Source organism: Methylacidiphilum caldifontis (assembly GCF_017310505.1).
Taxonomy (GTDB): domain Bacteria; phylum Verrucomicrobiota; class Verrucomicrobiia; order Methylacidiphilales; family Methylacidiphilaceae; genus Methylacidiphilum; species Methylacidiphilum caldifontis.
Genome location: NZ_CP065957.1, coordinates 1,923,474 through 1,948,819 on the forward strand (window position 1 = coordinate 1,923,474; position 25,346 = coordinate 1,948,819).

The 25,346-nt window shown below is 42.4% G+C and carries 21 protein-coding genes, 1 tRNA gene and 1 pseudogene; 8 read left to right on the forward strand and 15 right to left on the reverse strand.

The annotated features are described in order from the left end of the window. Nucleotides 1-10 precede the first annotated feature (10 nt). From gatB to gatC, 3 genes are read right to left on the reverse strand one after another with little or no spacing between them, the layout of a single operon-like run. The gene (gene gatB, locus IT6_RS08930) at nt 11-1,468 is read right to left on the reverse strand and encodes an Asp-tRNA(Asn)/Glu-tRNA(Gln) amidotransferase subunit GatB (protein ID WP_134439300.1); all 1,458 of its coding nucleotides are present in this window, start codon (nt 1,466-1,468) and stop codon (nt 11-13) included. Nucleotides 1,469-1,518: 50 nt separating this feature from the next. After that, the gene (gene gatA / locus IT6_RS08935) at nt 1,519-2,979 is read right to left on the reverse strand and encodes an Asp-tRNA(Asn)/Glu-tRNA(Gln) amidotransferase subunit GatA (RefSeq protein WP_206826147.1); all 1,461 of its coding nucleotides are present in this window, start codon (nt 2,977-2,979) and stop codon (nt 1,519-1,521) included. Then, the gene (gene gatC, locus IT6_RS08940; RefSeq protein ID WP_206826148.1) at nt 2,976-3,263 is read right to left on the reverse strand and encodes an Asp-tRNA(Asn)/Glu-tRNA(Gln) amidotransferase subunit GatC; all 288 of its coding nucleotides are present in this window, start codon (nt 3,261-3,263) and stop codon (nt 2,976-2,978) included. The genes gatA and gatC overlap by 4 nt, the downstream gene beginning before the upstream one ends. A gap of 168 nt (nt 3,264-3,431) precedes the next feature. Here gatC and proS point away from each other — a divergent pair, with 168 nt between their 5' ends. Next, nucleotides 3,432-4,970, forward strand: a complete 1,539-nt coding sequence (gene proS / locus IT6_RS08945) for a proline--tRNA ligase (protein ID WP_206826150.1) — start codon at nt 3,432-3,434, stop codon at nt 4,968-4,970. 56 nt (nt 4,971-5,026) lie between these two features. Here the strand turns inward: proS and IT6_RS08950 are convergent, their stop codons facing one another. From IT6_RS08950 to IT6_RS08960, 3 genes are all read right to left on the reverse strand, one after another. Then, entirely contained in the window at nt 5,027-5,245 is a 219-nt protein-coding gene (locus tag IT6_RS08950) for a YgaP family membrane protein (protein WP_206826151.1), read from the reverse strand. 99 nt (nt 5,246-5,344) lie between these two features. After that, nucleotides 5,345-8,596: an efflux RND transporter permease subunit gene (locus IT6_RS08955; RefSeq protein WP_206826152.1), complete on the reverse strand. Its 3,252-nt coding sequence runs from the start codon at nt 8,594-8,596 to the stop codon at nt 5,345-5,347. Between the two features lie 2 nt (nt 8,597-8,598). Next, complete coding sequence (locus tag IT6_RS08960) at nt 8,599-10,188, reverse strand: TolC family protein (protein WP_242524202.1); 1,590 nt, start codon at nt 10,186-10,188, stop codon at nt 8,599-8,601. Between the two features lie 309 nt (nt 10,189-10,497). Between IT6_RS08960 and IT6_RS08965 the strand changes: the two genes are divergently transcribed. Together IT6_RS08965 and IT6_RS08970 are read left to right on the forward strand one after the other, a co-directional pair. Next, complete coding sequence (locus IT6_RS08965) at nt 10,498-11,568, forward strand: class 1 fructose-bisphosphatase (protein WP_134439306.1); 1,071 nt, start codon at nt 10,498-10,500, stop codon at nt 11,566-11,568. An 18-nt stretch (nt 11,569-11,586) separates the two neighbouring features. Then, nucleotides 11,587-12,462: a phosphoribulokinase gene (locus tag IT6_RS08970; RefSeq protein ID WP_206826153.1), complete on the forward strand. Its 876-nt coding sequence runs from the start codon at nt 11,587-11,589 to the stop codon at nt 12,460-12,462. A gap of 225 nt (nt 12,463-12,687) precedes the next feature. Here IT6_RS08970 and tnpA read toward each other — a convergent pair. Then, a pseudogene (gene tnpA, locus IT6_RS08975) lies at nt 12,688-13,102 on the reverse strand (IS200/IS605 family transposase). A gap of 20 nt (nt 13,103-13,122) precedes the next feature. On the opposite strand from tnpA, the gene IT6_RS08980 reads away from it, so the two are divergent. The 3 genes from IT6_RS08980 to IT6_RS08990 all read left to right on the forward strand — a co-directional run bounded on the left by IT6_RS08980 (nt 13,123) and on the right by IT6_RS08990 (nt 15,864). Further along, nucleotides 13,123-14,403, forward strand: a complete 1,281-nt coding sequence (locus IT6_RS08980; RefSeq protein ID WP_206826154.1) for an RNA-guided endonuclease InsQ/TnpB family protein — start codon at nt 13,123-13,125, stop codon at nt 14,401-14,403. Next, the gene (locus tag IT6_RS08985; RefSeq protein ID WP_206826155.1) at nt 14,391-14,636 is read left to right on the forward strand and encodes a hypothetical protein; all 246 of its coding nucleotides are present in this window, start codon (nt 14,391-14,393) and stop codon (nt 14,634-14,636) included. The genes IT6_RS08980 and IT6_RS08985 overlap by 13 nt, the downstream gene beginning before the upstream one ends. 496 nt (nt 14,637-15,132) lie before the next feature. After that, the gene (locus tag IT6_RS08990) at nt 15,133-15,864 is read left to right on the forward strand and encodes a class I SAM-dependent methyltransferase (RefSeq protein WP_206826162.1); all 732 of its coding nucleotides are present in this window, start codon (nt 15,133-15,135) and stop codon (nt 15,862-15,864) included. 348 nt (nt 15,865-16,212) lie between these two features. On the opposite strand, the gene IT6_RS08995 is transcribed toward IT6_RS08990, so the two are convergent. The 3 genes from IT6_RS08995 to IT6_RS09005 are packed head-to-tail and all read right to left on the reverse strand — an operon-like array spanning nt 16,213 to nt 18,496. Continuing rightward, entirely contained in the window at nt 16,213-17,433 is a 1,221-nt protein-coding gene (locus IT6_RS08995; RefSeq protein WP_206826169.1) for an NnrS family protein, read from the reverse strand. Between the two features lie 31 nt (nt 17,434-17,464). Beyond that, nucleotides 17,465-17,953, reverse strand: a complete 489-nt coding sequence (locus IT6_RS09000; protein ID WP_206826170.1) for a cupredoxin domain-containing protein — start codon at nt 17,951-17,953, stop codon at nt 17,465-17,467. Nucleotides 17,954-17,965: 12 nt separating this feature from the next. Continuing rightward, nucleotides 17,966-18,496, reverse strand: coding sequence for a multicopper oxidase domain-containing protein (locus IT6_RS09005; protein ID WP_206826171.1), 531 nt, complete (start codon nt 18,494-18,496; stop codon nt 17,966-17,968). Between the two features lie 893 nt (nt 18,497-19,389). On the opposite strand from IT6_RS09005, the gene IT6_RS09010 reads away from it, so the two are divergent. After that, nucleotides 19,390-20,598: an NnrS family protein gene (locus tag IT6_RS09010; RefSeq protein ID WP_206826173.1), complete on the forward strand. Its 1,209-nt coding sequence runs from the start codon at nt 19,390-19,392 to the stop codon at nt 20,596-20,598. 476 nt (nt 20,599-21,074) lie between these two features. On the opposite strand, the gene IT6_RS09015 is transcribed toward IT6_RS09010, so the two are convergent. The 5 genes from IT6_RS09015 to queA form a co-directional block, all read right to left on the reverse strand. Further along, on the reverse strand, nt 21,075-21,452 hold the full coding sequence (locus tag IT6_RS09015; protein WP_206826174.1) for a hypothetical protein: 378 nt from the start codon (nt 21,450-21,452) through the stop codon (nt 21,075-21,077). A 5-nt stretch (nt 21,453-21,457) separates the two neighbouring features. Next, nucleotides 21,458-21,916, reverse strand: coding sequence for a hypothetical protein (locus IT6_RS09020; protein ID WP_206826175.1), 459 nt, complete (start codon nt 21,914-21,916; stop codon nt 21,458-21,460). 2 nt (nt 21,917-21,918) lie between these two features. Then, nucleotides 21,919-22,653 carry a TIGR04255 family protein gene (locus tag IT6_RS09025; protein WP_134439316.1) on the reverse strand — a complete coding sequence of 245 codons (735 nt, stop codon included), beginning with the start codon at nt 22,651-22,653 and terminating at the stop codon, nt 21,919-21,921. Between the two features lie 431 nt (nt 22,654-23,084). Next, nucleotides 23,085-23,158: transfer RNA gene (locus IT6_RS09030), tRNA-Arg, on the reverse strand. A 134-nt stretch (nt 23,159-23,292) separates the two neighbouring features. Beyond that, complete coding sequence (gene queA / locus IT6_RS09035; protein WP_206826176.1) at nt 23,293-24,306, reverse strand: tRNA preQ1(34) S-adenosylmethionine ribosyltransferase-isomerase QueA; 1,014 nt, start codon at nt 24,304-24,306, stop codon at nt 23,293-23,295. 166 nt (nt 24,307-24,472) lie between these two features. Here queA and IT6_RS09040 point away from each other — a divergent pair, with 166 nt between their 5' ends. After that, nucleotides 24,473-25,306, forward strand: a complete 834-nt coding sequence (locus tag IT6_RS09040; RefSeq protein WP_134439318.1) for a GntR family transcriptional regulator — start codon at nt 24,473-24,475, stop codon at nt 25,304-25,306. Nucleotides 25,307-25,346: the final 40 nt, after the last annotated feature.

The window sequence follows — 25,346 nt, forward strand, 5'->3', positions numbered from 1 at the left end:
TTAAACCCTTTTATGTTATTTCTCTTAATTTTTTTTCCAACAGATCATGAATAATCTGTGGATTAGCTTTTCCCTTTGTCTTTTTCATCACGTAGCCTTTCAAGGCGTTAAGGGCCGCTACTTTTCCTGCTCGGTAATCTGAGACGCTCTTGGGGTTAGCATCAATTGCTTCTTTACAGAGTGCTTCAAGCATGTCCACGCTGGTTATCTGGCCCAGTCCTTGTTCTTGGACGATCACTGAAGGTCTTTTCTTTTCGCTTACCATCACTTTGACCATCTCTTTTGCCTGTTTCATATGAACCTGACCTTGGTCAACAAGGTTGGACAATTCGCTAAAATATTCTGCAGGAAGCGGAATAGCTGTTTCGAAATCAGATACCAGGGCAAGATAATCGTTGATGAGAAAATTGGCTACAGCTACTTTATTGGAAGCGCTCTTTGCCGCTTTTTCAAAATAATCGGCAAGCTGCGGATCCGCAGCAAGAACGCTGGATTGATATTCGGAAAGCCCATAGGTTTCACAGAGTCTCTGTTTTTTCTGCTCAGGTAGTTCAGGGATCCTTTTTTTTGCTTCCTCTATCAATTCTCCTTCTGTAACCACGGTTAAAAGATCGGGATCAGGAAAATACCTGTAATCATGAGCGTATTCCTTTGTCCTCATCAGTATGGTTTGTCCTCTTTGATCATCCCAACGGAGCGTTTCTTGCTCGATCTTATTTCCCATAGATAAAACCTGAATCTGTCTTTGAATTTCGTATTTCAAAGCTTTGCGTACTGCACTAATGCTATTGAGATTTTTTATCTCGCATTTTGTTCCCCATTTTTCTTCTCCGACGGGTTTAACACTCACATTAACATCACATCGAAGCTGGCCTTTTTCCATGTCGCAATCGCTTACATTCCCGTACCGTAGTATCTGGCGGAGGGCAGAAAGATAAGCAAACGCTTCTTCAGGGCTACGGATATCGGCCTCAGATACAATCTCCATTAAAGGTGTTCCAGCACGGTTAAAATCTATCCCACTGTTTTCTTCGAAATGAAAGGATTTTCCAACGTCTTCTTCAAGATGAACCCTAACGATCCGGATTTTTTTTCGGATCTGGGCTTGAGGATCTTTTTGGGCATCCTTGGGAAAAGCTAAAGGGTAGAGTTGGATGTAGCCGCCTTTGCACAAGGGTTGGTCATATTGTGAGATCTGGTAATTTTTGGGCATATCGGGATAGAAATAATTTTTCCTGTCGAATTTGCCTCTAGGGGAGATTTCCGAACCAAGCATCAACCCTGTCTGGATCGTTAAGATAATGGCCTGTTTGTTAGGCGAAGGGAGTGCTCCAGGCAAGCCTAGGCACACCGGGCATACTCGGCTGTTGGGATCTGCTCCATATTCCACGGTACAGCCGCAAAAAAGTTTTGTCTGGGTTTTTAGCTGAACGTGAACTTCAAGTCCTATTATCGCTTCATAGTCCATAGCTTTATTCTATGTAGTTATATAAGGGCTACAAAAAAGTTAATCTAATCCTACCCATCGGTTTGTTCATCAAGAGGAGGGAGGGGAGGAGTCCACCCTGTTGTTTTTTGATAAATATAGCCTAGGGCCAAAATGACATCTTCTTTCCATGGAGGGCCAATCAGCTGAAATCCTATGGGAAGACCTTCTGTCGATCGGCCGCAGGGAACGGATAGGGCACAAATGCCGGCTAGATTAACAGCGATTGTGAATATATCGGCTAGATACATTTGTAAAGGATCGGCTGTTTTTTCTCCAATGCGAAAGGCACAAAAAGGTGAAGTAGGGGTTAAAAGAGCCTGACACTTTTTGAAAGCTAAAGAAAAATCCTGCTTTATCTTTTCCCTCACCTTAAGGGCTCGTAAATAATAGGCGTCATAGTAACCCGAACTTAAGACATAGGTTCCAAGCAGAATTCTCCTCTTGACTTCAGAGCCGAAACCTTCTCCCCTTGTTTTCCCGTAATAATCGAATAAATCAGTATAATTTTTGGCCCGTTTCCCGTATCGAATACCATCAAACCTGGCAAGATTAGCGGAGGCTTCAGCTGTAGCTAAAATATAATAGGTCGCAACCGCGTAAGGAGTATGAGCTAAAGAGACTTCTTCAATTTTTGCTCCCAAGGATTCGTAATGGGCAATAACCTTGGTAACGGCTTGTCGCACTTCATCATCAATGCCTTCTATGAAATACTCTTTGGGTATCCCCAGGACGAAGTCTTTGAGAGAAAGTTGTTCCAGCAGCTTGGAAAACGGTGGAACAGCAACTTTTTCGGAAGTGTTATCGAATGGATCGAATCCGGCGATCACTTCAAGTAAAAGGGCAGCATCTTCCACGGTTTTCGTTATCGGTCCGATTTGATCTAAACTGGAAGCGAAAGCCGTCAGGCCGTATCTTGACACTCTACCGTATGTGGGCTTGAGACCAACGCAACCGCAAAAAGAAGCCGGCTGGCGGATAGAGCCTCCTGTATCGCTTCCAAGAGCACAAATGGCTTCGTGGGAAGCTACAGCAGCTGCTGATCCCCCACTGCTTCCCCCCGGGACCCGATCAATATCCCATGGGTTTCGAGTTATCCCTAAGGAGGAATTTTCTGTAGAAGAGCCCATAGCAAACTCATCCATGTTCGTTCTTCCCACTAAAATGGCACCCATGTTTTTCAATTTTGCGACAACGGTACTGTCGTAAGGAGATAGGTAGCCTTCAAGAATACGGGATGCACACCGACAAGGTTCTCCGCGCACATTAATGTTGTCCTTAATGGCGATGGGAATACCCCCCAAGGGAAGGGTTATATCAGCCTTTTTAGCAGCTTCAATAGCTCTTTCGTGATTAAGATAGCTGTAAGCAAAAATCTTCGGATCGACTTCTGCAATTCTAGTCAGAAGGTTTTCGACTACTTCTACAGGACTAACTTCTTTTTGAGATAGAAGCTTTCTTAGCTTTTGAATTGAATATTCAAATAGTTTCACTCTATGATTTTCGGTACTATAAAAAGGTTATTAAAATGGCTTGGGGCATTACGAATCACTTCCTCAACGGTTAAACCCTTTGTGGGAATATCGTCTCGCAAGTTATTTTTAAACCCTTCTTCCTCTCCTTTTAAAATAACATCCTCAATATTCACCTCTTTGAGCTTTTCAATATATCCAAGAATGGAAGAGAACTGCTCGCCAAAAACTTTTCTTTCTTCAGCTTTTAAAGATATTCTTGCCAGGTCGGCAACGTAATCTATGTCTATTGAAAGCTTTTCCATGCTATAAGCAGTAAAAGATAATAAACCGAGTTTCAAGTATGAAAATAATATAAGGCTGTTCTTGATCCTTAACTGGCTTTAAAATAATTTTCCATCATCTTTTCCATTTCTTCTTATAATGATACCAAAGGGATGGATTAGACAGTAAAAAAAAATAAGGTTAGAGATATGTCAAACCTCAGTCAAAAAAAAGAGTATGCGATTAGTCCTAGGCGCAGTGAAGATTTCCCGGAGTGGTACCAACAGGTGATTGCGGCAGCCGATCTTGCGGAAAACTCCGAAGTTCGAGGGTGCATGATTATTAAACCTTGGGGTTATGCTTTATGGGAAAGAATTCAAAAACAGTTGGATCTGCGGATTAAACAAACGGGTCATAAGAATGTTTATTTCCCGCTGTTTATCCCTCTTGAATATCTTCAAAAGGAAGCTGAACACGTGGAAGGCTTTGCTAAGGAATGTGCAGTCGTTACACATCACAAACTGGAAAAAAGGGCTGACGGCAAGCTTTATCCGGCTTCTCCCCTTACTGAACCTTTGGTGATCAGGCCAACGTCAGAAACGATCATTGGTGCAGCCTTTTCAAGATGGATTCAATCTTATCGTGATCTACCCTTGCTGATCAATCAATGGGCAAATGTGGTCAGATGGGAAATGCGACCGAGGCTTTTCTTGAGAACAACTGAATTTCTTTGGCAAGAAGGCCATACAGCCCATGCCAATCCGGAAGAAGCTAGGCAGGAAGCCCTTTCTATTTTAAATCTCTATGAAGAGTTCATACGCAGTTACTTGGCCTTGCCTGTCGTTGTTGGGGAGAAACCTGAAAGCGAAAAGTTTCCTGGAGCAGATACAACCTATACTCTTGAAGCCATGGTACAAGACAGAAAGGCAGTACAGGTTGGAACCTCTCATTTCCTTGGCCAGAACTTTTCAAAAGCGAATAATATTCGATTTTTGGACAGGAATGGGAAAATGGAATTTGCCTGGACATCCAGCTGGGGAGTAAGCACAAGGCTTATCGGGACTTTAATTATGGCGCATGGGGATGACAATGGATTGGTCCTCCCTCCCACCCTTTCGCCTCTCCAAGTGGTCATACTACCGTTGATTAAAAAAGAGGAAGAGAAACCGACAATTTTGGAGTTTGCTGAAAAGCTCATCAACCAGATGGAAAGATTGGAGTTTGCGGGTGAAAAAATTAGGGTAGAAATAGATAAAAGAGAAATTGGGGGAGGCATAAAGTCCTGGGAATGGATCAAGAAAGGGGTCCCCTTACGAATAGAAATTGGTCCTCAAGAAATTTCTTCTGGAATACTGACCATCAAAAGGAGGGATAAAGAGGTCAAAGAAAAGGAAAAGCTTGAATTGCAGCAGTTTCTAGACAAACTTCCTTTTCTTCTTTCTGAAATTCAGCAAGGGATCTATTCACGGGCTGAAAGCTTTCTTAAAGACCATAGCCGGCTCATAGATACAAAAGAAGATTTTTACGAGTTTTTCTCCTCTTCTGATTCGTCGGATAAAGAAATTGGAGGGGGCTTTGCCTATGCCCATTGGGATGGCTCTAGGGAGATAGAAGAAAAACTTAAAGAAGACCTTAAGATCACCATTCGTTGTATTCCTTATAAATCTAGCTATGGGGATGAACCAGGAATCTGTCCTTTTTCCGGCAATCCAAGCAAAAGAAGAGTGATTTTTGCCAAGGCCTATTAACTAAAAATTTATGAAGGGCTATTGGCAGGAAAACTCCTGCTTTAGCCTCTTCTTGCTCAAGAATGAGCTTCTTTTTGAGCGGTGGTGGGATGCTTTTTTTCTTCTAATTTCTTAAGAACCATTTCTGCAGGACAAAACCCGCTAAAAGCGGATTGAAATAGATTCAAGCCAACAAATGCGGTAAGCAGAAGCCACCACTTGCTCAAGAAAGAAAGCCCCAAGCTGATCAATACCAGACTTCCTGCCAAAGCCCTTATTTTTCTTTCAATACTCATCTTTATCCTCCTTTCTAAAAACAATAATAAACGGAAGCGAAAGAAAAATCAACAGGATATTACATGCACTTACAGTAAATTATATTTATATTTTACTGTTTAGGTTTGGGCTTCGATGGGTGGGCTGAAGGGACTCTTTTTTTCTTCTGGTTTCTTTTTTTTCATCAGAAGGTAATAAAAGACTGGCACAGCCGTTCTTGAAAGGAGGGTGGAAGCGACTTCTCCAGCCATGAGGGATAAAGCCATCCCTTGAAATATTGGATCGAACAGTATGACTGAACTGCCCACAATAACAGAAGAGGCTGTAAGAAGCATTGGCCTGAAGCGAACAGCACCCGCTTCGATCACTGCCTCTTCGAGTCTATCGCCATGAGCCAGGCGCAGCTCTATAAAATCAACCAAAATGATCGCATTTCGGACGACTATTCCGGCCCCGGCTATCATTCCAATCATGGAAGTAGCGGTGAAGAACATCCCGGTAAGCCAATGAGCGGGCAAAATGCCCACAAGAGATAGGGGAATGGGGAGCATGACTGCCCATGGAGTCCTAAATGATTGGAACCAACCCACGACAAGGATGAAAATAAGAATTAAGACGATACCAAAAGCTGTACCCAAATCCCTGAATACTTCGTAGGTAACCTGCCATTCCCCGTCCCATTTTACCGCCCAGGAAAGGGGGTTGTAAGGTTGATGGGTAAAAAGAATTTCCAGTGGCTTACCGTCGGGGGCTGTGATTTTGTTTAGTTTTTTCTGGAAATCAATGATCGCATAAACCGGGCTACCCACCTCGTTGGTGACATCCGCAAGGACGTAGGACACGGGCATGAGGTTTTTGTGGTATAAAGAATGGTGCTGGTAGCCCATCACTTTGCTGACGAGGTTATCGATGGGGATGAGCCTCATGAACCTCGAAAGCAAAGAAATAGAAAGAAAAGAACTATCCTGTGATCTATCTTCTTTAGGTAACCTGACGACAATATCTACAGGCTCAGGTTCATCCTTTACATGAGCAAGGCCAGGGCTTTGTCCATGTAAAGCGGTTGTGATAGACTGGGAGATAAGCTCTGAAGAAAGACCATTCAAGGATGACTTGACAATATCAATATCGAGTCTTTCTAAAGGAAAATCCGCTTCTTCATAGGTGGCTATATCCGTAATGCCTGGCGTTTCTTTTAAAAGTTGTTCCAGTTTTAAAGCTAACTCTCTTCTTTCCTTTGTTTCAGGACCGTAGACTTCAAGGACGAGCGTGGAAAGGACGGGGGGACCAGGGGGAACTTCTGCAACTTGGGCATGAGCGCCCTCTGCTTGAGCGATTGTATTTATTTCTTTGCGTATACTTTCGGCAATGTCATGACTTTGTCTTTTTCTTTTATGTTTATCCACGAGATTAACTTGAAGGTCTCCTTGATAGGGATTTTCCCGCAAGAAATAATGCCTGACAAGACCGTTAAAATTATAGGGTGAGTGCGTGCCAGCCTGGATTTCAATGTTTTTAACTTCTTTGAGGTTTAAAGCCACTTTAGCCATTTTATCGAGTACGGCTTCCGTTTTTTCCACGGGAGTGCCTTCGGGCATATTGAGAATGACCTGGAATTCATTTTTGTTGTCGAAAGGCAGCATTTTGGCGCGAACGACCTTTAAGGGAATCAACGCGACTGATCCAAGCAAAAGAATGGTTAATAGCAGAAGGAAAAGAAAGCGTATAAAGGCATTGTATATGAGGGGAGCCATCATGGTTCTATAAATACGGGTGAGAAGATCTTCTCCCTTATCTTTTGTTTCTTTAATCCCTTTGAGCAGAAGATCGGCCGCCCATGGGGTAACAGACAAGGAAACGAGCATGGAAAAGATCATGGCAGCACTGGCTCCGATAGGAATTGGACGCATGTAAGGCCCCATGAGACCTCCGACAAAAGCCATCGGTAAAATAGCTGCGATGACCGCCATCGTGGCTAAAACAAGTGGGCTGACAATTTCTTCCATAGCTCCGATGGTTATAGTGAGTAGACTTTTGCCTCGATTTACAGCCAAATGAATGTGCCTGACGATGTTTTCGATACCCACTATAGGGTCGTCAACAAGAATACCGATTGTAAAAATAAGGGCGAAAAGAGTAACTCTATTGATCGTAAAACCGAAAATATAAAAGGTAAGCAGCGTTAGTGCCAGGGTTGTCGGAATAGCGATAATCACGACCAGTGCAGCCCTTAATCCTAAGGCAAACCAAATGAGCAAACTCACCCCGACTATGGCAATGCCCATATGCTTCAGCAACTCATTGGATTTATCCGCAGCGGTTTCCCCATAATTTCTCGTAATGACATAATGAACGTCGGAAGGAACTATTTTGCCTTCCAATTCCTTGATCGTCCCGAGTATTTTATTGGCTAAAAAAGTGGCATTAGATCCCTTTCTTTTCGCCAAGGATAGGGTAACGGCTGAGATTTTTCCCGAAAGTTTTTCCTTTTCATCCCAAGAAGGACCAGGGATGAGACTGACCTCTTTTTCTTCTTGATCAGGTCCATCGACAATTTGGGCTACATCCTTTAAGTAAACAACCTGCCCTTGACTGACACCGACGACAAGATTTTCTAGGTCTTCTTTTTTCTGGATAAAGGAATTGGGTTCAACATCGATGAGTTTGGGTTCAGACTCAATATGCCCTGCGGGCATTCTCACATTGGTTTGAAGGATCAGTTTATAGATTTCTTGGGGAGAAAGAAGTCTTTTGGCGATTTTCGAAGGATCGAAAAAAATCTGGAATTGTCTTTTTCTCCCTCCGATTAAAGTTGTTTCGGAAACATCTTGAAGGTGATTGATACTATCCCGGAGAGTGGCTACTATTTTCCTTAATTCAATGGGCGAACGTTCAAGGCTATAGAAAGTCAGGGCTAAAATAGGAACGTCATCTATGGATCTTGTTTTAATCAAAGGAGTGGTTGCTCCCGGGGGAAGGAAATCAAGGTTAGAATAGACCTTGGTGTAAAGCTTGATTAAGCTTTTTTCCATATCTTCTCCAACCTTGAATCGGACGATGAAAAGGGCACCGTTTGGGGCAGCCGTCGAATAGACATATTCAACACCGGATATTTGCCAGAAAACCCTTTCTCCATTGGTAACAATCCTTTTTTCGATTTCTTGAGGGCTGGCCCCTGGCATTGAAACAAAGACATCGAAAATGGGCACGATGATTTGAGGTTCTTCTTCTCGAGGAAGTTGGTAAAGGGCGAAACTCCCCAGAAGGATAGAAGCTAAAACCAAAAGAGGAGTAATCTTAGATTGAGCAAAGAACCCAATAAATTTTCCCGCCCACTGTCCACCATGTATTTTGGTTTCAGTTTCGTCCATGGTTAATTTTCACCTCCAAGTTCGCTTGCCAGTTTTTCAACCTGATAGTCATCAAGTTGGCCAGAAAGGAAATAAAGTTTAGCTTTTGAAGATTCGTAACGGGCAACGCTTTCAAGGTAACTGATTTCCACCTGCAAGCCATATACCCTGGCTTGGATAAGATCAGCAATGGTCTTTCTGCCTTCCCTATAAAGATCCCTTGTCATAAGGATAGACTGCGTGGCATCCATTAAAGAACGGTAAAGGATTTCTGAGTCTCTATAGGCACTTTCCAAGTCGGTAACGGCTTGAGCCAATTTCGTCTGGATAGTGTCTTTGAGAACATTTTCTTCGTGCCTAAGCTGTTCTTCCTCGGCTTTAGCTCTTTTTATTCTTGGATCACGGGAAGGATCAAAAAGAGCCATGGTTCCCAAGACACCCACGGTGTAACTTCTTCCTCCGGTCGTGAAATTATCACTGTCAAGCATTCCTGTAGCAAAACCGTTGACATTAGGCATGATGGAGTCTTTCTCTTTTTTTACTTCTGTATGCTGGACTTGGATCATGTGTCTTAAAGCGGCTAGATCGCTTCGATAGAGGATAGCTTCCTGGAACCAGGCATTGAGAGGCTTTGAAATTTTTTTCGGCCTGGGAAGGTTTTTGGGAATAGCAATTTCAGATTCTGCTGGAGTCCCAGCCAAGGTATTTAAGGTCACAAGCGCCACTCTTTTTCTTGATTGATACCCATTTTTGGATTGCTCAATGGAAGCGGCTAAGGACCTTCCCATGTAAAAATCTGCACCCAGGACAAGACCTTGCTCCATAAGCTGTAGAGCCTCGTTAAGATCGGTTTTTGAAGACTCGAGTTGGGACAAAGCTTTATAGAGTTCAGCATCGGCAAAAAGAAGACTTACCCAGGCATCGATTGTTAAAAAAGAGGCTTCCATCCGGGTGTATTTTTCTTCTTCTTCTTTGGCTTTGATGGCGTCTTTGGCTGCTTTCACCGAGTCGATGGTCTGCATGGCATCAAAGATAGGAAAAATGGCCAATAGCCCTGCATTTTGATTAGAAACTGTACCTGGATGGTTCAAGGTATTCACGTTGAAGTCTTGGGCCGTAAAATTCCTCTCTGTCATGTGCATCATAAAGCCAAGGATCGGGTTGTCTGAAGTAATCGTATCTGCCCATCCATAAAGCCTTGGGTAATAACCCGATTCGGCTAGCGCTTTTTGAGCGATCGCCTCAGAAAGTTTCGCATGTTTTTTCTTGAGTTCAGGATAATGAGCAAGAATTTTTTTCCAAACGGCAATGAAAACCGCCTTTCCCCCTTTACCGTGAAACCCGTCTGGAGAATGGAGAGATTGGGTTTTTTTGAAAGCTAATTCCACCTGTTCGGTTTGAGAAGGATACTCATTGTGCGGAGCCAAAACGGGTTGTTGCGAGGGTATGCTGGTTGGTGAACTGGGGGATGAGGGTTGAACTTTATCAGCTGGGGCATATGGGCCTGAAACATTGTCATTAAGGGGATTAGCTGATTCGGATCGAAGGATTGCTATCTCAAGCATAAATAAAAAAAAGAGCAGAGGAGCAATAGAAAGAAGTTTTTTGACCATGACCCGAACCTAACTTAAGAATTTTATTGTATTATCCTTATAAAAAGAATTCTTTGAAGTTATTTTTATAAGGATGAGGACAATTTTGGTATCGGTTCTTTCTTGAAAGGATATATAACAAACCATTTGCTGGGTGATGATAAAAGAAAAAAAAGGTAATGACAAGAGATTATAAGAAGAATATTAAATTGATTTTTTTCTAATAAAAAATTCATGTAAGCTTATTTTTATTGAAAAAAATTTTTTAATTTTTAGCATTGTTTGAATAGATCTTAGATTATAGAAAGGTCAGAATATCGTTTATTATTTATGAGTTATCATCGAATGACATTGAGTAAATTTTTGCTGGAACAGCGCAAGATGGGGCTTATTGATCCTGGTCTTGGTTCATTGATCAACGATATTGAAAGTGCCTGCAAGTATGTGGCTGCTGCTGTATCGAAAGGAAAGCTTGCCTCCCATGAAGTCAGCGTGGGGGTTAATGTCCAGGGAGAAGAACAGAAACCCCTTGATGTTATTGCCAACGAGATTTTCTTAAAAATCTGTGAACAGGGAGATCAGTTGCAGGGAATGGTTTCAGAGGAGATGGAAACTCCCTATATCATTCCTCCCGAGCATAGGCGAGGGAAATACCTACTCATTTACGATCCGCTCGATGGGTCTTCTAATTTGGATGTGAATCTTACAGTCGGCTCTATATTCTCTGTGTTGAGAGCTCCAGAAGGGGAGGAACAGTTGGAAGAAAAGCATTTTTTAAGACCGGGCAGAGAACAGGTAGCTGCGGGTTTTACCCTCTATGGTCCCAGTGTCATGTTTATTTTGACTTTGGGTAACGGGGTCAATGGATTTACCCTAGATCGTGAAGTGGGCATATTTACTTTGACTCATCCCAATATGCAGATTAGTCCCTCGACGAAAGAATTTGCAATCAATGCTTCCAACGAGAGATTCTGGGAACCTCCTGTCCGTCGCTACGTGGAAGAGTGTATAAAAGGCAAAACCGGTCCGAGAGGAAAGGATTTCAATATGCGCTGGATAGCTTCCATGGTTGCCGAAGTTTATCGAATACTGATCAGAGGGGGTCTTTTTATGTATCCTCGAGATACTAAAGATCTATCCAAACCGGGAAGACTGCGGTTGCTTTATGAAGCTAACCCCATGGGTTTTATTGTTGAGCAAGCCGGAGGACTGATTTCTACGGGAAGGGAATCTATTCTTGATGTAGTCCCTAAAAGCCTTCACCAGCGGATCGCTGTTATTCTCGGCTCTAAGGAGGAGGTAGAGCTGCTTAACCGTTACCACAAGGATTACGATAGTGGAAAACAAGAGGAGTTTGAGTCTCCCCTTTTTGCCACAAGATCACTGTTTCGAAACCTTTAACAAGAATTTTTTGGGCATATGTCTGCTAAACATCCGATCATTTCCATTACGGGTTCTTCAGGTGCAGGAACAACAACTGTAAAGGTGGCTTTTCAACATATTTTCAGAAGGGAAAAAATTAACGCTTTCATTATCGAAGGCGATGCCTTTCACAGGTATGACCGCCAAGAAATGAGGGCCAAAATGGAAGAAATGGAGAAGAAAGGTAATCCTCATTTTAGTCATTTTGGACCTGAAGCTAATCTTTTCGAAGAACTCGAAGCCCTTTTTAGAGAATATGGGCAAACGGGCAGAGGAAAATACAGGAAATATCTTCACAACGAAGAGGAAGCAGCCCAATATGGACAGCAGCCAGGCACTTTTACACCCTGGCAAGATATTCCTGAGGGGACAGATCTGCTTTTTTATGAAGGTCTTCATGGAGCACTGGTTACCGATAAAGTGAATGTTGTGCAGTACACGGACCTAGCGATCGGTATAGTTCCCATTATAAACCTTGAATGGATCCAGAAACTGCATCGAGATAAAAAGGAAAGAGGGTATGCCCATGAGGATGTCGTGCACACGATTTTGCGAAGAATGCCTGATTACGTGAACTATATCTGTCCTCAATTTTCACATACCGCAGTCAATTTCCAAAGGGTTCCCATAGTTGACACTTCCAATCCTTTCATTGCTCGCGATATCCCTTCTCCCGATGAAAGCATGCTTGTGATTCGGTTCCGCAATCCAAAGGGAATCGATTTCCCCTACCTGCTATCTATGCTCAAGGATTCCTTTATGTCACGGCCTAATACGATCGTTTGCCCGGGGTCGAAAATGCCATTGGCTATCGAACTTATATTCACCCCGATGATCTGGCAGCTGATGCATAGAAAAAGACTAAGTTCCTAATCCCCGGGATATTTAGAAATCCTTACAACAAGCTTGGTCAGTCTAGGTTACGCAATGGAGTTAAAAAAAACAAAGATTTCTTGGGCAATTGAGTTGATCGGGGTACAAACTATCAGTTGTAGAATCGGTGTCATTTCAAGCAGTTGGACAATGACCAAGTGCGCGGGCTTGCCCCGCCGCTTGGGGCGGGGAAGGATAGCGCGGACGGCGTAGCCGTCCTTGGTTTCAGTGTGGCGTCTGCAGCTGCCCTGGTGTAATGGCGCACGATGGAAATCGGCGCGCCCCCGCAGCTTGAAGCGAAGTACGACGGCGACCACAGCACACCGCGCCAGTACCAGCTCTGAATGTCGGGCCGCTCCTTGCGCAGCAGCCGGCTGGATACGCCCTTGAGACTGTTCACCAGATTGGAGACGGCGACCTTGGGTGGATATTCCACGAGCAGATGGACGTGATCGTCCTTGCCGTCCATTTCGACGAGTTGCGCCTCAAAGTCGGCACAGACCTTGGCGAAGATCGTGCGCAGCCGGTTGATGGCGTCGTCGTCGAACACTTTGCGGCGGTATTTCGTCACGAAGACCAAATGGAGGTGCATCTTGAAGACACAGTGCCGTCCATGTCTTATATCTTGATTTTGCACCATAGGCTAAGTATAATGTTTCCATGCTTATCCGCCAAGCCTTCAAGTACGAATTGATGCCAAACGGCCAGCAAGAGCGGCAAATGTGCCGCTTTGCTGGCTCATGCCGGTTCGTCTACAACAGGGCGCTGGCGTTGCAGAAGGAGCGCCACGAGCGAGGCGAGAAAAAACTTGGCTACGCTGGGTTGTGCAAGCTGCTCACCGAGTGGCGCAACAGCGCGGAGACGGCATGGCTCAAGGACGCTCCGGTGCATCCCTTGCAACAATCCCTCAAAGACCTGGAGCGAGCCTACGCCAACTTCTTTGCCAAGTGGGCTGGTTTCCCACGCTTCAGGAAGAAAGGCACGTCGGATAGCTTCCGCTACCCCGACCCGAAGCAGATCAAGCTGGAGCAGCACAACAACCGCATCTTTCTGCCCAAGCTCGGCTGGCTGCGCTACCGCAACAGCCGGGAGCTGCTCGGTGTAGTCAAGAACGTCACCGTAAGCCAGTCATGCGGTAAGTGGTACGTGAGCATCCAGGCCGAGCGGGAGGTGGAGCGTCCCATCCCGCAAGGGGGTACGGTTGGCATCGACATGGGGATCGCCCGCTTCGCTACGCTTTCGGATGGCACGTTCTACGCCCCGCTCCACAGCTTCAGACGGCATGAGCAACGCTTGGGCAAGGCGCAGCAGTCATTGAGCCGCAGGGTCAGATTCAGCAACAACTGGAGGAAGGCAAAAGCAAGAGTTGGGCGCATCCACGCACGCATCGCCAATGTCCGCCGCGACTTCCTGCATAAGACCTCGACCGCGATCAGCAAAAACCACGCTGTAGTCTTCGTCGAGGACCTGCAGGTACGGAACATGTCCGGGTCGGCGGCGGGCACTGTCGAGGCTCCAGGCCGAAACGTTCGGGCCATGTCCGGCCTGAACAAGTCGATCCTGGATCAAGGTTGGTTCGAGTTCGGTCGCCAACTGGACTACAAGCTGGCATGGCGGGGCGGCCGGCTGATCGCCGTGCCGCCGCAGAACACGAGCCGCGCCTGCCCGTGCTGCGGACACGTTTCGGCGGACAACCGCCAGACGCAGGCCTGGTTTGCGTGTGTGGAATGCGGTTTCGAGGACAACGCCGATGTGGTCGGTGCAATCAACATCCTCTCTTGTGGGATGCAAATGTTGCGGGACGAAGGGCAGGGCACGCTGCACGCTTGCAGCGGGATGGCGCAAGCCATCAGCCCGGATGGCCTGTGGATCGAACCGCGCTGGCGGTCGGAAGCAGGAACCCACCGAAGCGACCCAGGAGAGGCGCCATGCCACCCCTGAGCGCCGTAGGAATCTCCGGCCTTCAGGCCGGGGAGGATGTCAAAACTTTAGGCAGGGGAAAAGCTTTAGTTCAATTCCGTAATTGGGGATTTAATGGTTTTATTGCTTGGATCGTTTGGCTGCTTATTCATATAATCACACTGATCTCATTTAGAAATCGACTTTCTGTTTTGATCCAATGGGCTTGGGCTTATCTCCGTTTCAAACCTGGAGCAAGACTACTTTCGAAATGACCCGGTCACATAGCCAGATTGCTTACAAATTTAAGGTTATCTTGGAAAAAAATGGTTTAGGCACCAAAAGTGAGAACATAATAGAAAAACAGATTAAAACCTAGATCTTGATCGTTTTGATAGGCAAAGCTTTCCCTTTTTTGGCTACCTTCTCTTAAATGGCTACGAGAGGATATATAAGCAGAAATAGATCCCAACCATTTTATACTTAAGACTTCTTAATTTATTCTTAGGATGATTTAAAACCTCTTATAAAGTAGAAAATGCATTTCAAAAAAATACTATTAATATATTTTATTAATCAATTTTTTATTTTTAATGATATATTTTTCCTGAAAATTATAAATTCCAGAGTAAATAGGATTATTTCCTAAAATTATTCCCTCTTAAATGTCTGTTTATCTCATCATATTTTTTAATATTTTTTTATCTAAGAAGAAAAAATAATTAATTGATATTTTGATTCTTTCTCAAAAGAAACAAAGGATTGGTTCATATGATTTTTCACTTTCATCCTAAAAAAGAAGAAAAGATCGATTTTAAAAATAATAGAATAAATTTTTTGTTTATTCCCCTTTTTCTTTTTGTATGCCTGGACATGTTACAAAATTCCTTATTTTTAGATTCCCTACAAACAGCTGTAATTTATAACAAGCCTTATCGATTTACCCGAGACACTTTTACTGATAGAATTCCTTTTTGGAAACAAGATCTTTTGGAATATAAAGGAAAACCACATCTTAGCTATCTAGAAATAGGGGTCCATGAAGGAAGATCTGCTCTTTGGATGCTTGAAAATATATTAACAGATCCCACCTCGACTCTTATCATTATTGATGACTTTGGAGAGCACTCCTACGGTACATTTATTTCCAATGTTAATCTTTCTGGTGAAGCTTACAAGTTTAAGATTTTAAAAGGGTTGTCTACAGAGAAAATTAAGGAAGTACCCTTGAACTCCATCGATATAGCCTATATCGATGGATCAGGCAGAAGTGACATCATGTTAGCCGATCTGATTAATTCGTGGGATAGGGTAAAACTAGGAGGCTTAATTATTTGCAATCGTTATTCGATGACGAGGCATTTGAGATGGGCATTGAATGCACCACCAGAGGATTTGGGACCGGTTGGAGCCATAAATACTTTTTTGGATCGTTACAAATCCCGTCTTAAAGTTGTTAGATTTATGTCGAACTTTGTTATTGTTCGAAAAATGAGCGAATAAGACTCGTATTTCTCATTAATTATCTATTTATACATTGCCAACTCATAATAATCTTCCTTTTTCTCTGTATAAGAAAGCGGCAAGTCGGTAAGTGGTCAGATACGATTCAGTGAAAGCTTGGGGTAAGAAAATTTTAGCTATTGATGAATGAATTGTTGATTTAGGGGTGGGAGGCTTGAGTGGGTTAGATGAGCTATTACAAGACGCGCTCTTTTTCTTTACCCTAAGCTCTTCCTTGAGTGTTCAGCTGGCTTCCAATGGGTAGGCTACTGCTGCAAAAGATGTCAAAATCCTATAGGATATCTGATCTAAAAAAAACGGTTTTTATGCTCCAATACGAAAAAGAGATCAGTCCTCTGTGTCAGGGAAAAAAACAAGCGGCAATGCAGTAAGCCCCCAATAGATTAGGACTACGATCCACAGGGTAGCTGCAAAAGAAATCACAATGGGCCTTAATGTAGCAAAAAAATCAGCAGTAAGCCTTAACAAAAGAGAGAGCAAAACTCCAAGTGTGACGATGTCCAGTGGATAAAAGTAAGAAGACAAAAAGGAGGTTCTTCCAGAAAAACCAAAGACTACTCGAGAACCTACCATTATAATCATCAATCCTCCCCCACCCAGAAAAAAAAGATGAAGCCAGTCGGCCCTTTTTAGTAGAAAAAATGAACTTAAAATAAAACCTAATACACTGAAGAGTAGGGCAAGACGGAATCCTCTAGGCACGGTTCCCCTTTTTAATAGATTTATTTTCGTTGGAAAGGCTATCAATAAGTAGCCTATAATCGTACAAGCTCGAAGGATTCCTCCGGCAAAGAAGAGTCCCGCGGCTTCAAAAATAAAGCTTAATAAAAGAAAGAAAGCTGCTGTAGTGGCAAGGAAAGCCCGTTTTATCCATTGTTTTGAAAATTGCAGAGAAGTAGGAAAAATTTCTGGACTTTCTTTATCAAAGACTCGGGGTAAGAAATAAGCACTCACTCCAAGGATGGGGAAAAGTGGCAATCCTTGAAAGAGCAAAAGAAGGCTGAAATGATGAAGAAATAGACCGATGGACCGACCAGACTCTTCTATTGCTTGTAAAAATGTACCTAAAGTAGCCCCTGCAACGCCAAAGAATGGAAAAGAAAAACTGGGTGGAGGATTATCCTTGCGAAAAGGAAAACGGGAAACAAAGGCGAAAAGAAACAATAATAGGCTAAAACCAAAAGATAAATCCCCGGCAGCGAAAAAACCAAAAAAATGGAATGAATTGGACACAAAAAGAAACAATCCAATAAGAAATAAGAGGATAAAGCTCAATGGGGGAACTTCAAGAAGCCTGGGCAGAGAGGTACATAAAAAACCGATGACAAAAGAACCAACAAAACCTTCGATCATAATTCGTGGATGACTGAGAGCGGGAACAGAAGGCATCCAACCAAAAGTCGAAAGAGGCCAAAGTAACGTTCCAATAATCCCCCAAAATATTCCTAGTGGGAAAAAGAACCGGTATGGCTCTTTTATCCCCAATCGGAAATAATCCCTAAAGCTTAATGCTTTGGTTGGTTCATTCTTTAACCATTGTCTTTGCATTACTTTTAATATAGGTCCTTTAGACAAAACATTACCGCTGGACAGGACCTTCATGAGATATCGATGGGTTGGCTGAGCCTGTTACAATAAGCTCTCCTCCAAGACCCTTTTCTTGCCTTGAGAAAAAATGATCGATGATCGGGTATGTCCCGGGAACTTTCGGGACAAATTCGACAAAACCAGATCCTCCAGCGGGTACAAAGATTGAACAGGTATTTTCTCTCATCGGAGAGAGAGTACTTCCATCCGAAGAAACATGTTCTAACACAGCCCCAAGGAGATGAAGATTGGAAGAAAAGTTAGGACCAGCATTACCAAAATAAATTCTAATTTTTTCTCCTACCTTTGCATGAAGAGGATGATGTTTTAAAGCATTGACAGACCCGTTGAAGACGAAATACTCAGGGGATGAATGAAGTGTTTTAAGGGCATCGGACTCCTGATGGCCACTAGCTCCGAAAGACCCGGCAGTATAAATCTCTCCTTCCATGATATAGAATTCATGGTCAACTTTTGGCATGCCTTGGACTGGCTAAATCAGTATAAGACCATACATCCCGTTGGCTACATGTTGAGCTACCATGGGAGTACCGCAGTGATAGACAGGATTAAGGGCTTTAAAACTAAAAATTTTTTCCTGTCCGGGCATAGCTTGTGTCACGGCTGCCCCTCCAGCAAATCCCCATGCCGCATGGAAATCTATCGAATGAACCATCAGGTTTTTGGAATCGTTGATAAGATGAATTTCTAAAACGTCTCCAACCCGTGCTCTAAGAAATGGACCTGGAACTTTACCATCGAACGTCCAATACCGAAAGGAAGTGTGTTCGGCTAGCTTTCCTTCAATCTCAATTGCATGGAGAGTAATCTTCAGGACCTTTGGGGGCCTCTTTCCGATAGGAGGAGGGACATCTGCGGGATCTCGGCTAATATCAGGGATATTGTCAGAAGAAGAAACCTCGGCTCCATGGAGGTTTAAAAATTGAATCAGAAAAAATAAGACAATCGAAGCTAAATAGCTCTTCTTTTTTCTAAAAATGTTTTTCAGTACGAAATGATACATATTTTTTCTTACTTTGTTTCAAGAATATAAACATTTTTTTAAGTCAAGGTTCCAAATTTAGAATCTTTAATCTTTTCATGTTAAACAACTTTCAAATTATTCATTCTCTTGTAGCGCTGGATACTCTTCCTGGATCCCATTGTCTTGGTCAAAGAAAAAACAAAACTTTTCCCCTGTTTTCATGCTTTATCCAAAAAATAAACCTAACCGTCCCCCTGTTACAGCAACTGGCAAAAGCGCTGTGAAATGCCTTCTTCTGTACTCCATGGTTTTTTAATCTCCCGAAAATGCCTCATTGCAACAAAAGCTCGACTGACATCCTTCTTCTTGCCCATGGGCACGGATTCATGACATAATCACTGATTGCCAAACCCTGCATTGGCTATTGTTGCATACAATACTCTGCCTTTGATACTGGAGCGCCTGAGTACTTAAGCAGATCAACTCCTTACTAGGTATATGACGGCCACAATGGACTCACCCTACTACAGTAGGTAGCACTAACTCGATTGCCCTGAGGCCTGCGAAAGCAAGACTTGGAGTTTGCAGTGGTTGTCGCATTGTGGTTTGAGATAGCTCATTTTTCTTTTGGATTAGCCTCTCTGCAATTGCCGTAGACTTTCGCTTTACAGCTTATGTATAGGTTTTCTACCCTTGTTCCAATTCTAAAAAGCAAAGCGTGATATCCTAATCAGATTATTTTTTCCGTACTATGTCAATTCTAGTTGTTTAGCTACCCAAATTCACTTAATCCTGAATGGGCATCTGACGCTCTTCCCTCCGTTCCTTATCCTCAGCATTATGTTAAAATTGATGTAGATCAATTATTTTTCTCTTTCTTCCCATCATCTGTTGCATGAGGCTTTCTTTCACTATTTTTTTATACTAAGCAGATGAATACCGTTGGGCTTTCAAATAAAAACATACGGTTTTCTGATTATCTGGAACTAACGGGCCGCGAACCCTATCGGCTCCTTTTCCCTCTTGGACTGCTACTAGCTATCTTGGGTGTAAGCCTCTGGCCATTAAACCAGCTATCACTCTATTCTGTTAGTCCATCGATTGCTCATCCAAGAATCATGATTCAGGGGTTTGTCAATGCATTTATACTTGGATTTTTAGGAACAGCTTTCCCCAGGCTTCTTGAGTCTCGACCTCTGACAAAAAAGCAAAGTTGGCTGTTTGCTTGCCTCCTTTTGATTCTTTCAATAGCTCATGCGGCTGGATTCTTCATGGTTGGAGATCTGCTGTTTGTTCTCTGCTTAGTGAGCTTTGTGTTTTGTCTTTTTAGCCGCTTTACTGCAAGAAAAGCGAATCCTCCGCCCAATTTTATTCTTGTGGCTTTAGGAATTTTTTCTGGACTGAGCGGTGGATTGATCGAACTGTTCTCTTTTGTATCTAATCTTCCACCTCCATTGATTATATTGGGAAGAAGGCTTCTTTTCGAAGGATTTCCCCTTTTACCCATCCTAGGGGTAGGATCCTTTCTTTTGGTCCGATTTCTTAAATACCAGAAAGAAGAGGATTTCATCCAATCGGTTCGAAGTATTCGGGAGTGGAAGAAAAAAGCGATCCTTGCTTTTGTCATGGGTATCAGTTTCATTGGAAGTTTTCTTTTGGAATCCTTTCATTTTTATAGAACTGCTTCCTTTTTAAAATTATCAGTTTTCTTAGCTTACCTTGTTTTTCCTCTTCTGATGGATCCAAAAGCTTTGCCGCAAAAAAATACCATGGCTTTTTGGACAAGGTTTTCTGTTCTTGCTTTTCCTTTTGGATATATTCTTTTGCTTATGGATCCCAATCATGCTTTAGGTTGGTTGCATAACATCTTTATTCTTGGAGTTGGGCTTCTCATTTTTGTTGTCGCTACCCGGGTTATATTTGGCCACAGTGGGCAACAAGAAAAGTTTGCAGCAAAATTATTGTTTCTTTCCTGTTCAGCAATCATTTTTTTGGTTGCAACTATTCTTAGAATCGTCGCTGATTTTGACTATTCAAGTCGTCTTCTGGTTCTTTCCTTTTCTTCCCTTCTTTGGATTGGTGGCTGTGTTCTGTGGGCGTTGTTCGTTCTTCCCTCGGTCCTTATTCCAGATAGAGGCTAGCTTTTTTATTTAACGAAACTTAGCCTATAGAATTTATATATTTCCTTGGTCCTCTATAGAAGTACTTAATTAGCTACATTCTAAATTTGAAGTCTATTTCCAGGAAAACTAACTCTTGTTGTAGTTTTGATTAATTTTCACCTTGCCTTATACAAAGATTGCAGCCGTGTTGCTCTCGCCCCTAAAGGCAGTCGACATGAGACTTTGAAAAAGGTAGTTTGGCCATCCTAATGGCCGTTACGGCAGTAAGCCATCACTTCGTATGTTCTTTATACTCTATACTCTAAGCTTTACTCCAAGTGGACGCATTGAGCATGCTTGGATAAGTGAATCTTGTTCACCTAAGCAATAGCAACGAGGTGCAATCCGAAAAAAAATCTTCTTTAGGTAACATCCAGCTTAACTTACTACAGCAGTTACTGCCTCTTTTTTATATACTAGCAAGTAGGCTTTTCAAAGGGAAAGCTTAGAATAAGTTATTTACTTTCACCCCTCTTGCATCGTTTAATGATTTTATCAGCAAAACTGATACTTTCTTGAACTTTTTTAGACAGTCCTTCCATTTGATCTTTGTAGTCGCAGACGTTTCGCCATTTCCGCAACCTTCCCAAAGCAGAAGCAATAACTGGCATTTTTTCCTTTTTGAAGTACTGTCTAAGACGTTCATGATCCTCCCCTTTCCCGGTTGGTTGAAATCCAAGGCAGTCCTTAGCATAATTTCGTGCCAAGCAGAAGGCCGAGTAATATGCACGACTTACTGCAGAGCGGTAACTTGCTTCCTGTGAAAATATAGTGTCGTGTTTCCCAGAGAGGTACTTGGCTAGTTCTAAATACTCCCACCAGTCAAATGACATCTTTCTCAATCCTCATACTCCGTGTCCAACTGGATCCATCCTTTTTTGTCCACAAGATCATTCAAAAATTCTGATTCTGCTTTTTCTATCTTCTCAATGATAGATTCATTATATTCTTTGAGCCGAACGGACACCGAAATATATTTGTCATCAATCTCAGGGTCAAAATACACATCCATAAACAACCGGGCATTAGGGAAATACTTTTGAGCAGCGGCTACAGCCTTAGGAACAACTTCAATCAATTCGGGAAACTGGGCGAGATATTCTTTTATCTTTGCAATATTCCTTAAATGCACCCATTTCTCCAGTAATGCTATTAAATTTTCGACTTCTAACGTAATAGAACTGCGAGATGACTGATCTGCTGGAATAGAGGCGCTCCAGCTCAAAATGATACCATTATAGCCGCTAAGCTGCCTCAACATCATTTCCGTTTTAGACAAAGTTAAGGTATCAGACATTTTTAGACGCCTCCTAAAACAATTCTTAGCTTGTCTGTGATACATCCTTCAAAAACTTCTTCCACTCGATTGTGTGCTTCTTCAACCCAACTGAGTGCGGCAGATACTTCCAGACCGCGAGAACGAGCAAGGAAGTAATCAATATCGAGAAACACAGCGGTCATTTTTTCATTGCCAATACTTGGCATGAGTTGAACGCGGCAACGATCACGGTCTGCTTCGTAAGAGAACTCGCTTCCCACAATAAAAGAAGTCTTCTGCTTTGGTAATTTCTTGCCAATGAATGGATAGAACTCAAGATATTCCTCTAACATTGAGTCCTGAGTTGGAAATTCGATTTGGTTAATGTACCGGAGGCCGATTCGTTCTAACCCTCGGATCTCTACGACCTCTTGCAAGCTGCTCCAAGCCTTCTGAATACGCTGCTTAAACTGCTGCCAATTCGGATAAGGTTTCAGAATATTAACCACAAGTAAGTGGGGTCCAACCTGTATGAGTGTTTTCCTGTCTGGAGCAAATAAGAAGCTGCGCTCTGAGGTTCCTATTCGTTGCTGCAAGCTTTGAGGCCCCTTGGCCAACTCAAACTCCTGAATCATCCGTTGCTCTCGCTCTGGATAAGTATCTTTAACCTTTTCATAGAATAGCCCGGGTACAATAAGATCCCAATGAGTATCTTTAGTGAGTCGGAACTCACATAGGGCCTCAATTATGGGAGTGTTTTTGTAATTTTTCCCCATAGCTGGTTACTTTGCTTTGTTTTATTTTAAAAGGCTTAAATTTATTGCTCTTTCTATTTTTGACGTACCAAAGTCAATAATCAATACCGTTTCTACTACTTTTTTGCTTTCTACCAAAACGACTTGCGTTATTGGGAAGATTCTTGTTAATGATCTAAGAAATTTGATGGTTTGCTCATACTCTTATATACTTGCTTTTTAAAGATAGCCCTTTAACACGACCTTCGAAAGCATGGATAGATCTAATAGATATTTCTAGGAAATCATTATATTTTTCTTCTCTGGAGTTGTTGACATGTTTTTTGACATTTTATCACACATATTTTGAAATATTTTTAGACATTTTCCCGTAGTGTTACGTATTATTACGGATTCACTAAATTCGGCTTAGTTTTCTCTTCTGAAGTTGACTTATGGATTTTTACGAGGATTAGTCCCGGGCGGATTCGAACCGCCGACCCGCGCTTTAGGAAAGCGCTGCTCTATCCTTCTGAGCTACGGGACCTGCTTTTTTTATTAAAATATATCAAAAAATAACCTTATTTATTTATATAACCCAATAACGATGCTTTTGGCGAGGGATTTTCATCCTTTTAATTTAAAACCTAAAAGGAGGCTCTGCGCGGACTCTCCCTTGTTTTAAATAATGAGCATGGCATCTCCATAACTATAAAACCGGTAGCCCTTCTGAATGGCTTCTTTGTAAGCTTCCTTAAGGAGATCTGTTCCAGCGAAGGCGCAGGTCAAAAGGAACAAACTTGATTTTGGCAGATGAAAATTTGTGATCATAGCATGGGTATTTTTAAAGGAAAAAGGTGGAAAGATGAATAGATCGGTCCAACCAGATTGAGGTTCAAAATCTTTTATGGTTTCTAAAACGCGGACGACGGTTGTCCCTACTGCAACAACACGCCTTCCTGGTCTGAATTGTTCTTTGAGGCTTCCATCAATAGAATAGTATTCAGGTTCAAGTCTTCCAGAAGAAAGTTGTTCAACAGAAAGGGGTCGAAATGTAGCAGGACCAACGTGAAGGGTAATAAAAGCGGTAGAAAAATTTTCTAACATTTCTTTTGAAAAATGAAGTCCAGCTGTGGGGGCAGCAATGGATCCTAGCTGCTTAGCAAAGACGGTTTGGTAATATTCCCTGTCCTTTTGCTCGATTTCTGCACGGTTTTTCTTTTTCCTCAGCTTTCGAATATAAGGGGGTAAAGGGGGTAATCCGAGTGATTCCAAGTTTATCTCCTTTTCAAATTCCAAGATGTAATAACCGCCAGGCAGTTTATCTTTGATTATAACAGGGACATCACAAGGGTTAGTTTGTCCTGCACTTTTAAGATTAATAATCGAGTCCTTTTTGAGATATTTTCCCGGAGAAGCCATGACTTTCCAACGAAAAGGATCCAAGGCATTGATGAATAGGAAACTTACTTTTTCATCTGCTGATTTGAATAAGGCTGGAATGACCTTTGAGTTATTAAGAACCAGAAGATCTTCTTTTGATAGAAAAAGGGAAAGTTCAGAAAAACTATGGTGATAAAACCGTTTGGCTTTTCTATCTACAACCATTAATTTACAGGCTTCTCTCTGAATAAGAGGATCAAGAGCAATCAGTTCAGGGGGTAAATCAAAGGAATAATTGTCCAACCAATCCATCTTTTTGCGATAGGCTTAAAGGAATCTAAAAGAAAGTTTTATTTAAAAAAAGTGGTAAAAAAATCATTATCCCTAAATGTAATGAGAGGATATAATAAATTATTCTAGATAAAAAAATTTTTTTTGATTTGTTTTAAAATATAGTATATCTATAGAGAAAAAACAAATGCAATTTAGTTCATCACGTCAACAACGGCTTCCTCGTCATGAGGTAGTAAGTCAGTGGATAAGAAACGAGATTGATTCAGGCAGACTTAGCATTGGTGCCCAGTTGCCTTCAGAAAAAGAGCTTCAAAGGACTTTTAACATCAGTCGTATTACTGTTCGAAGAGCGCTTCAAACATTAGAATCTGAAGGGTTGATCTATCGGAAACAGGGGTTGGGATCTTTTGTTGCTGATTTTAGAGTTAGACATGGCTTGGTTCGGTTGACTGATTTTTCCGAAGATATTTCTGGTGCGGGGATTGAGCCTTCTTCAAAAGTTCTATTTTATGCTCAAGAAAATGCCTCAGAGGAAGTCGCTACTGCTTTAGGTATTGAGCCAAATAGCGTTTGTGTGCGATTGGATAGGTTAAGGTTGGGTAATGGTAAACCCATAGCTTTTGATAGAACATGGCTTCCTCTTTATTATGCCCGGCTTCTCGATGGAAGAGATCTTAGTAAAGAAACAATTTATCAAATTTTACAACGTGAATACAAGATTCCGGTAGTTCGTGGCCGGTATTTAATCGAAGCGGTTAATGCGGATAAGGAACTTGCAGGTTATTTGGAAATCAAAGAGAACCAGGCTGTTCTGTCCATTCACCGCACTTCTTTTACGGTATCTGACCAACCTATTTATGTGCAGAAACGGTTTTATCGCTGTGACAGGGTAATTTACGAACTGGAGTTGGAGAGGGATTCTTCCAAAAATTACCCCATTGCTTCAGCATTACCCCTACGACAATTTTCACCTCTTTTCGTGCAGTGGCCTAAAAATGGTCATAGACTTCAAAAATAGTTTGCTGGACAACTTCTCTATTAGTTTAGGATCAATGCGT

Bases quoted from the DNA above. Each gene is read 5' to 3' on its own strand.
- gatB (WP_134439300.1), bottom strand. From the start codon at position 1,468: ATGGACTATGAAGCGATAATAGGACTTGAAGTTCACGTTCAGCTAAAA.
- gatC (WP_206826148.1), bottom strand. From the start codon at position 3,263: ATGGAAAAGCTTTCAATAGACATAGATTACGTTGCCGACCTGGCAAGA.
- proS (WP_206826150.1), top strand. From the start codon at position 3,432: ATGTCAAACCTCAGTCAAAAAAAAGAGTATGCGATTAGTCCTAGGCGC.
- IT6_RS08950 (WP_206826151.1), bottom strand. From the start codon at position 5,245: ATGAGTATTGAAAGAAAAATAAGGGCTTTGGCAGGAAGTCTGGTATTG.
- IT6_RS08955 (WP_206826152.1), bottom strand. From the start codon at position 8,596: ATGGACGAAACTGAAACCAAAATACATGGTGGACAGTGGGCGGGAAAA.
- IT6_RS08960 (WP_242524202.1), bottom strand. From the start codon at position 10,188: ATGGTCAAAAAACTTCTTTCTATTGCTCCTCTGCTCTTTTTTTTATTT.
- IT6_RS08965 (WP_134439306.1), top strand. From the start codon at position 10,498: ATGAGTTATCATCGAATGACATTGAGTAAATTTTTGCTGGAACAGCGC.
- IT6_RS08970 (WP_206826153.1), top strand. From the start codon at position 11,587: ATGTCTGCTAAACATCCGATCATTTCCATTACGGGTTCTTCAGGTGCA.
- IT6_RS08980 (WP_206826154.1), top strand. From the start codon at position 13,123: ATGCTTATCCGCCAAGCCTTCAAGTACGAATTGATGCCAAACGGCCAG.
- IT6_RS08985 (WP_206826155.1), top strand. From the start codon at position 14,391: ATGCCACCCCTGAGCGCCGTAGGAATCTCCGGCCTTCAGGCCGGGGAG.
- IT6_RS08990 (WP_206826162.1), top strand. From the start codon at position 15,133: ATGATTTTTCACTTTCATCCTAAAAAAGAAGAAAAGATCGATTTTAAA.
- IT6_RS08995 (WP_206826169.1), bottom strand. From the start codon at position 17,433: ATGCAAAGACAATGGTTAAAGAATGAACCAACCAAAGCATTAAGCTTT.
- IT6_RS09000 (WP_206826170.1), bottom strand. From the start codon at position 17,953: ATGCCAAAAGTTGACCATGAATTCTATATCATGGAAGGAGAGATTTAT.
- IT6_RS09005 (WP_206826171.1), bottom strand. From the start codon at position 18,496: ATGTATCATTTCGTACTGAAAAACATTTTTAGAAAAAAGAAGAGCTAT.
- IT6_RS09010 (WP_206826173.1), top strand. From the start codon at position 19,390: ATGAATACCGTTGGGCTTTCAAATAAAAACATACGGTTTTCTGATTAT.
- IT6_RS09015 (WP_206826174.1), bottom strand. From the start codon at position 21,452: ATGTCATTTGACTGGTGGGAGTATTTAGAACTAGCCAAGTACCTCTCT.
- IT6_RS09020 (WP_206826175.1), bottom strand. From the start codon at position 21,916: ATGTCTGATACCTTAACTTTGTCTAAAACGGAAATGATGTTGAGGCAG.
- IT6_RS09025 (WP_134439316.1), bottom strand. From the start codon at position 22,653: ATGGGGAAAAATTACAAAAACACTCCCATAATTGAGGCCCTATGTGAG.
- queA (WP_206826176.1), bottom strand. From the start codon at position 24,306: ATGGATTGGTTGGACAATTATTCCTTTGATTTACCCCCTGAACTGATT.
- IT6_RS09040 (WP_134439318.1), top strand. From the start codon at position 24,473: ATGCAATTTAGTTCATCACGTCAACAACGGCTTCCTCGTCATGAGGTA.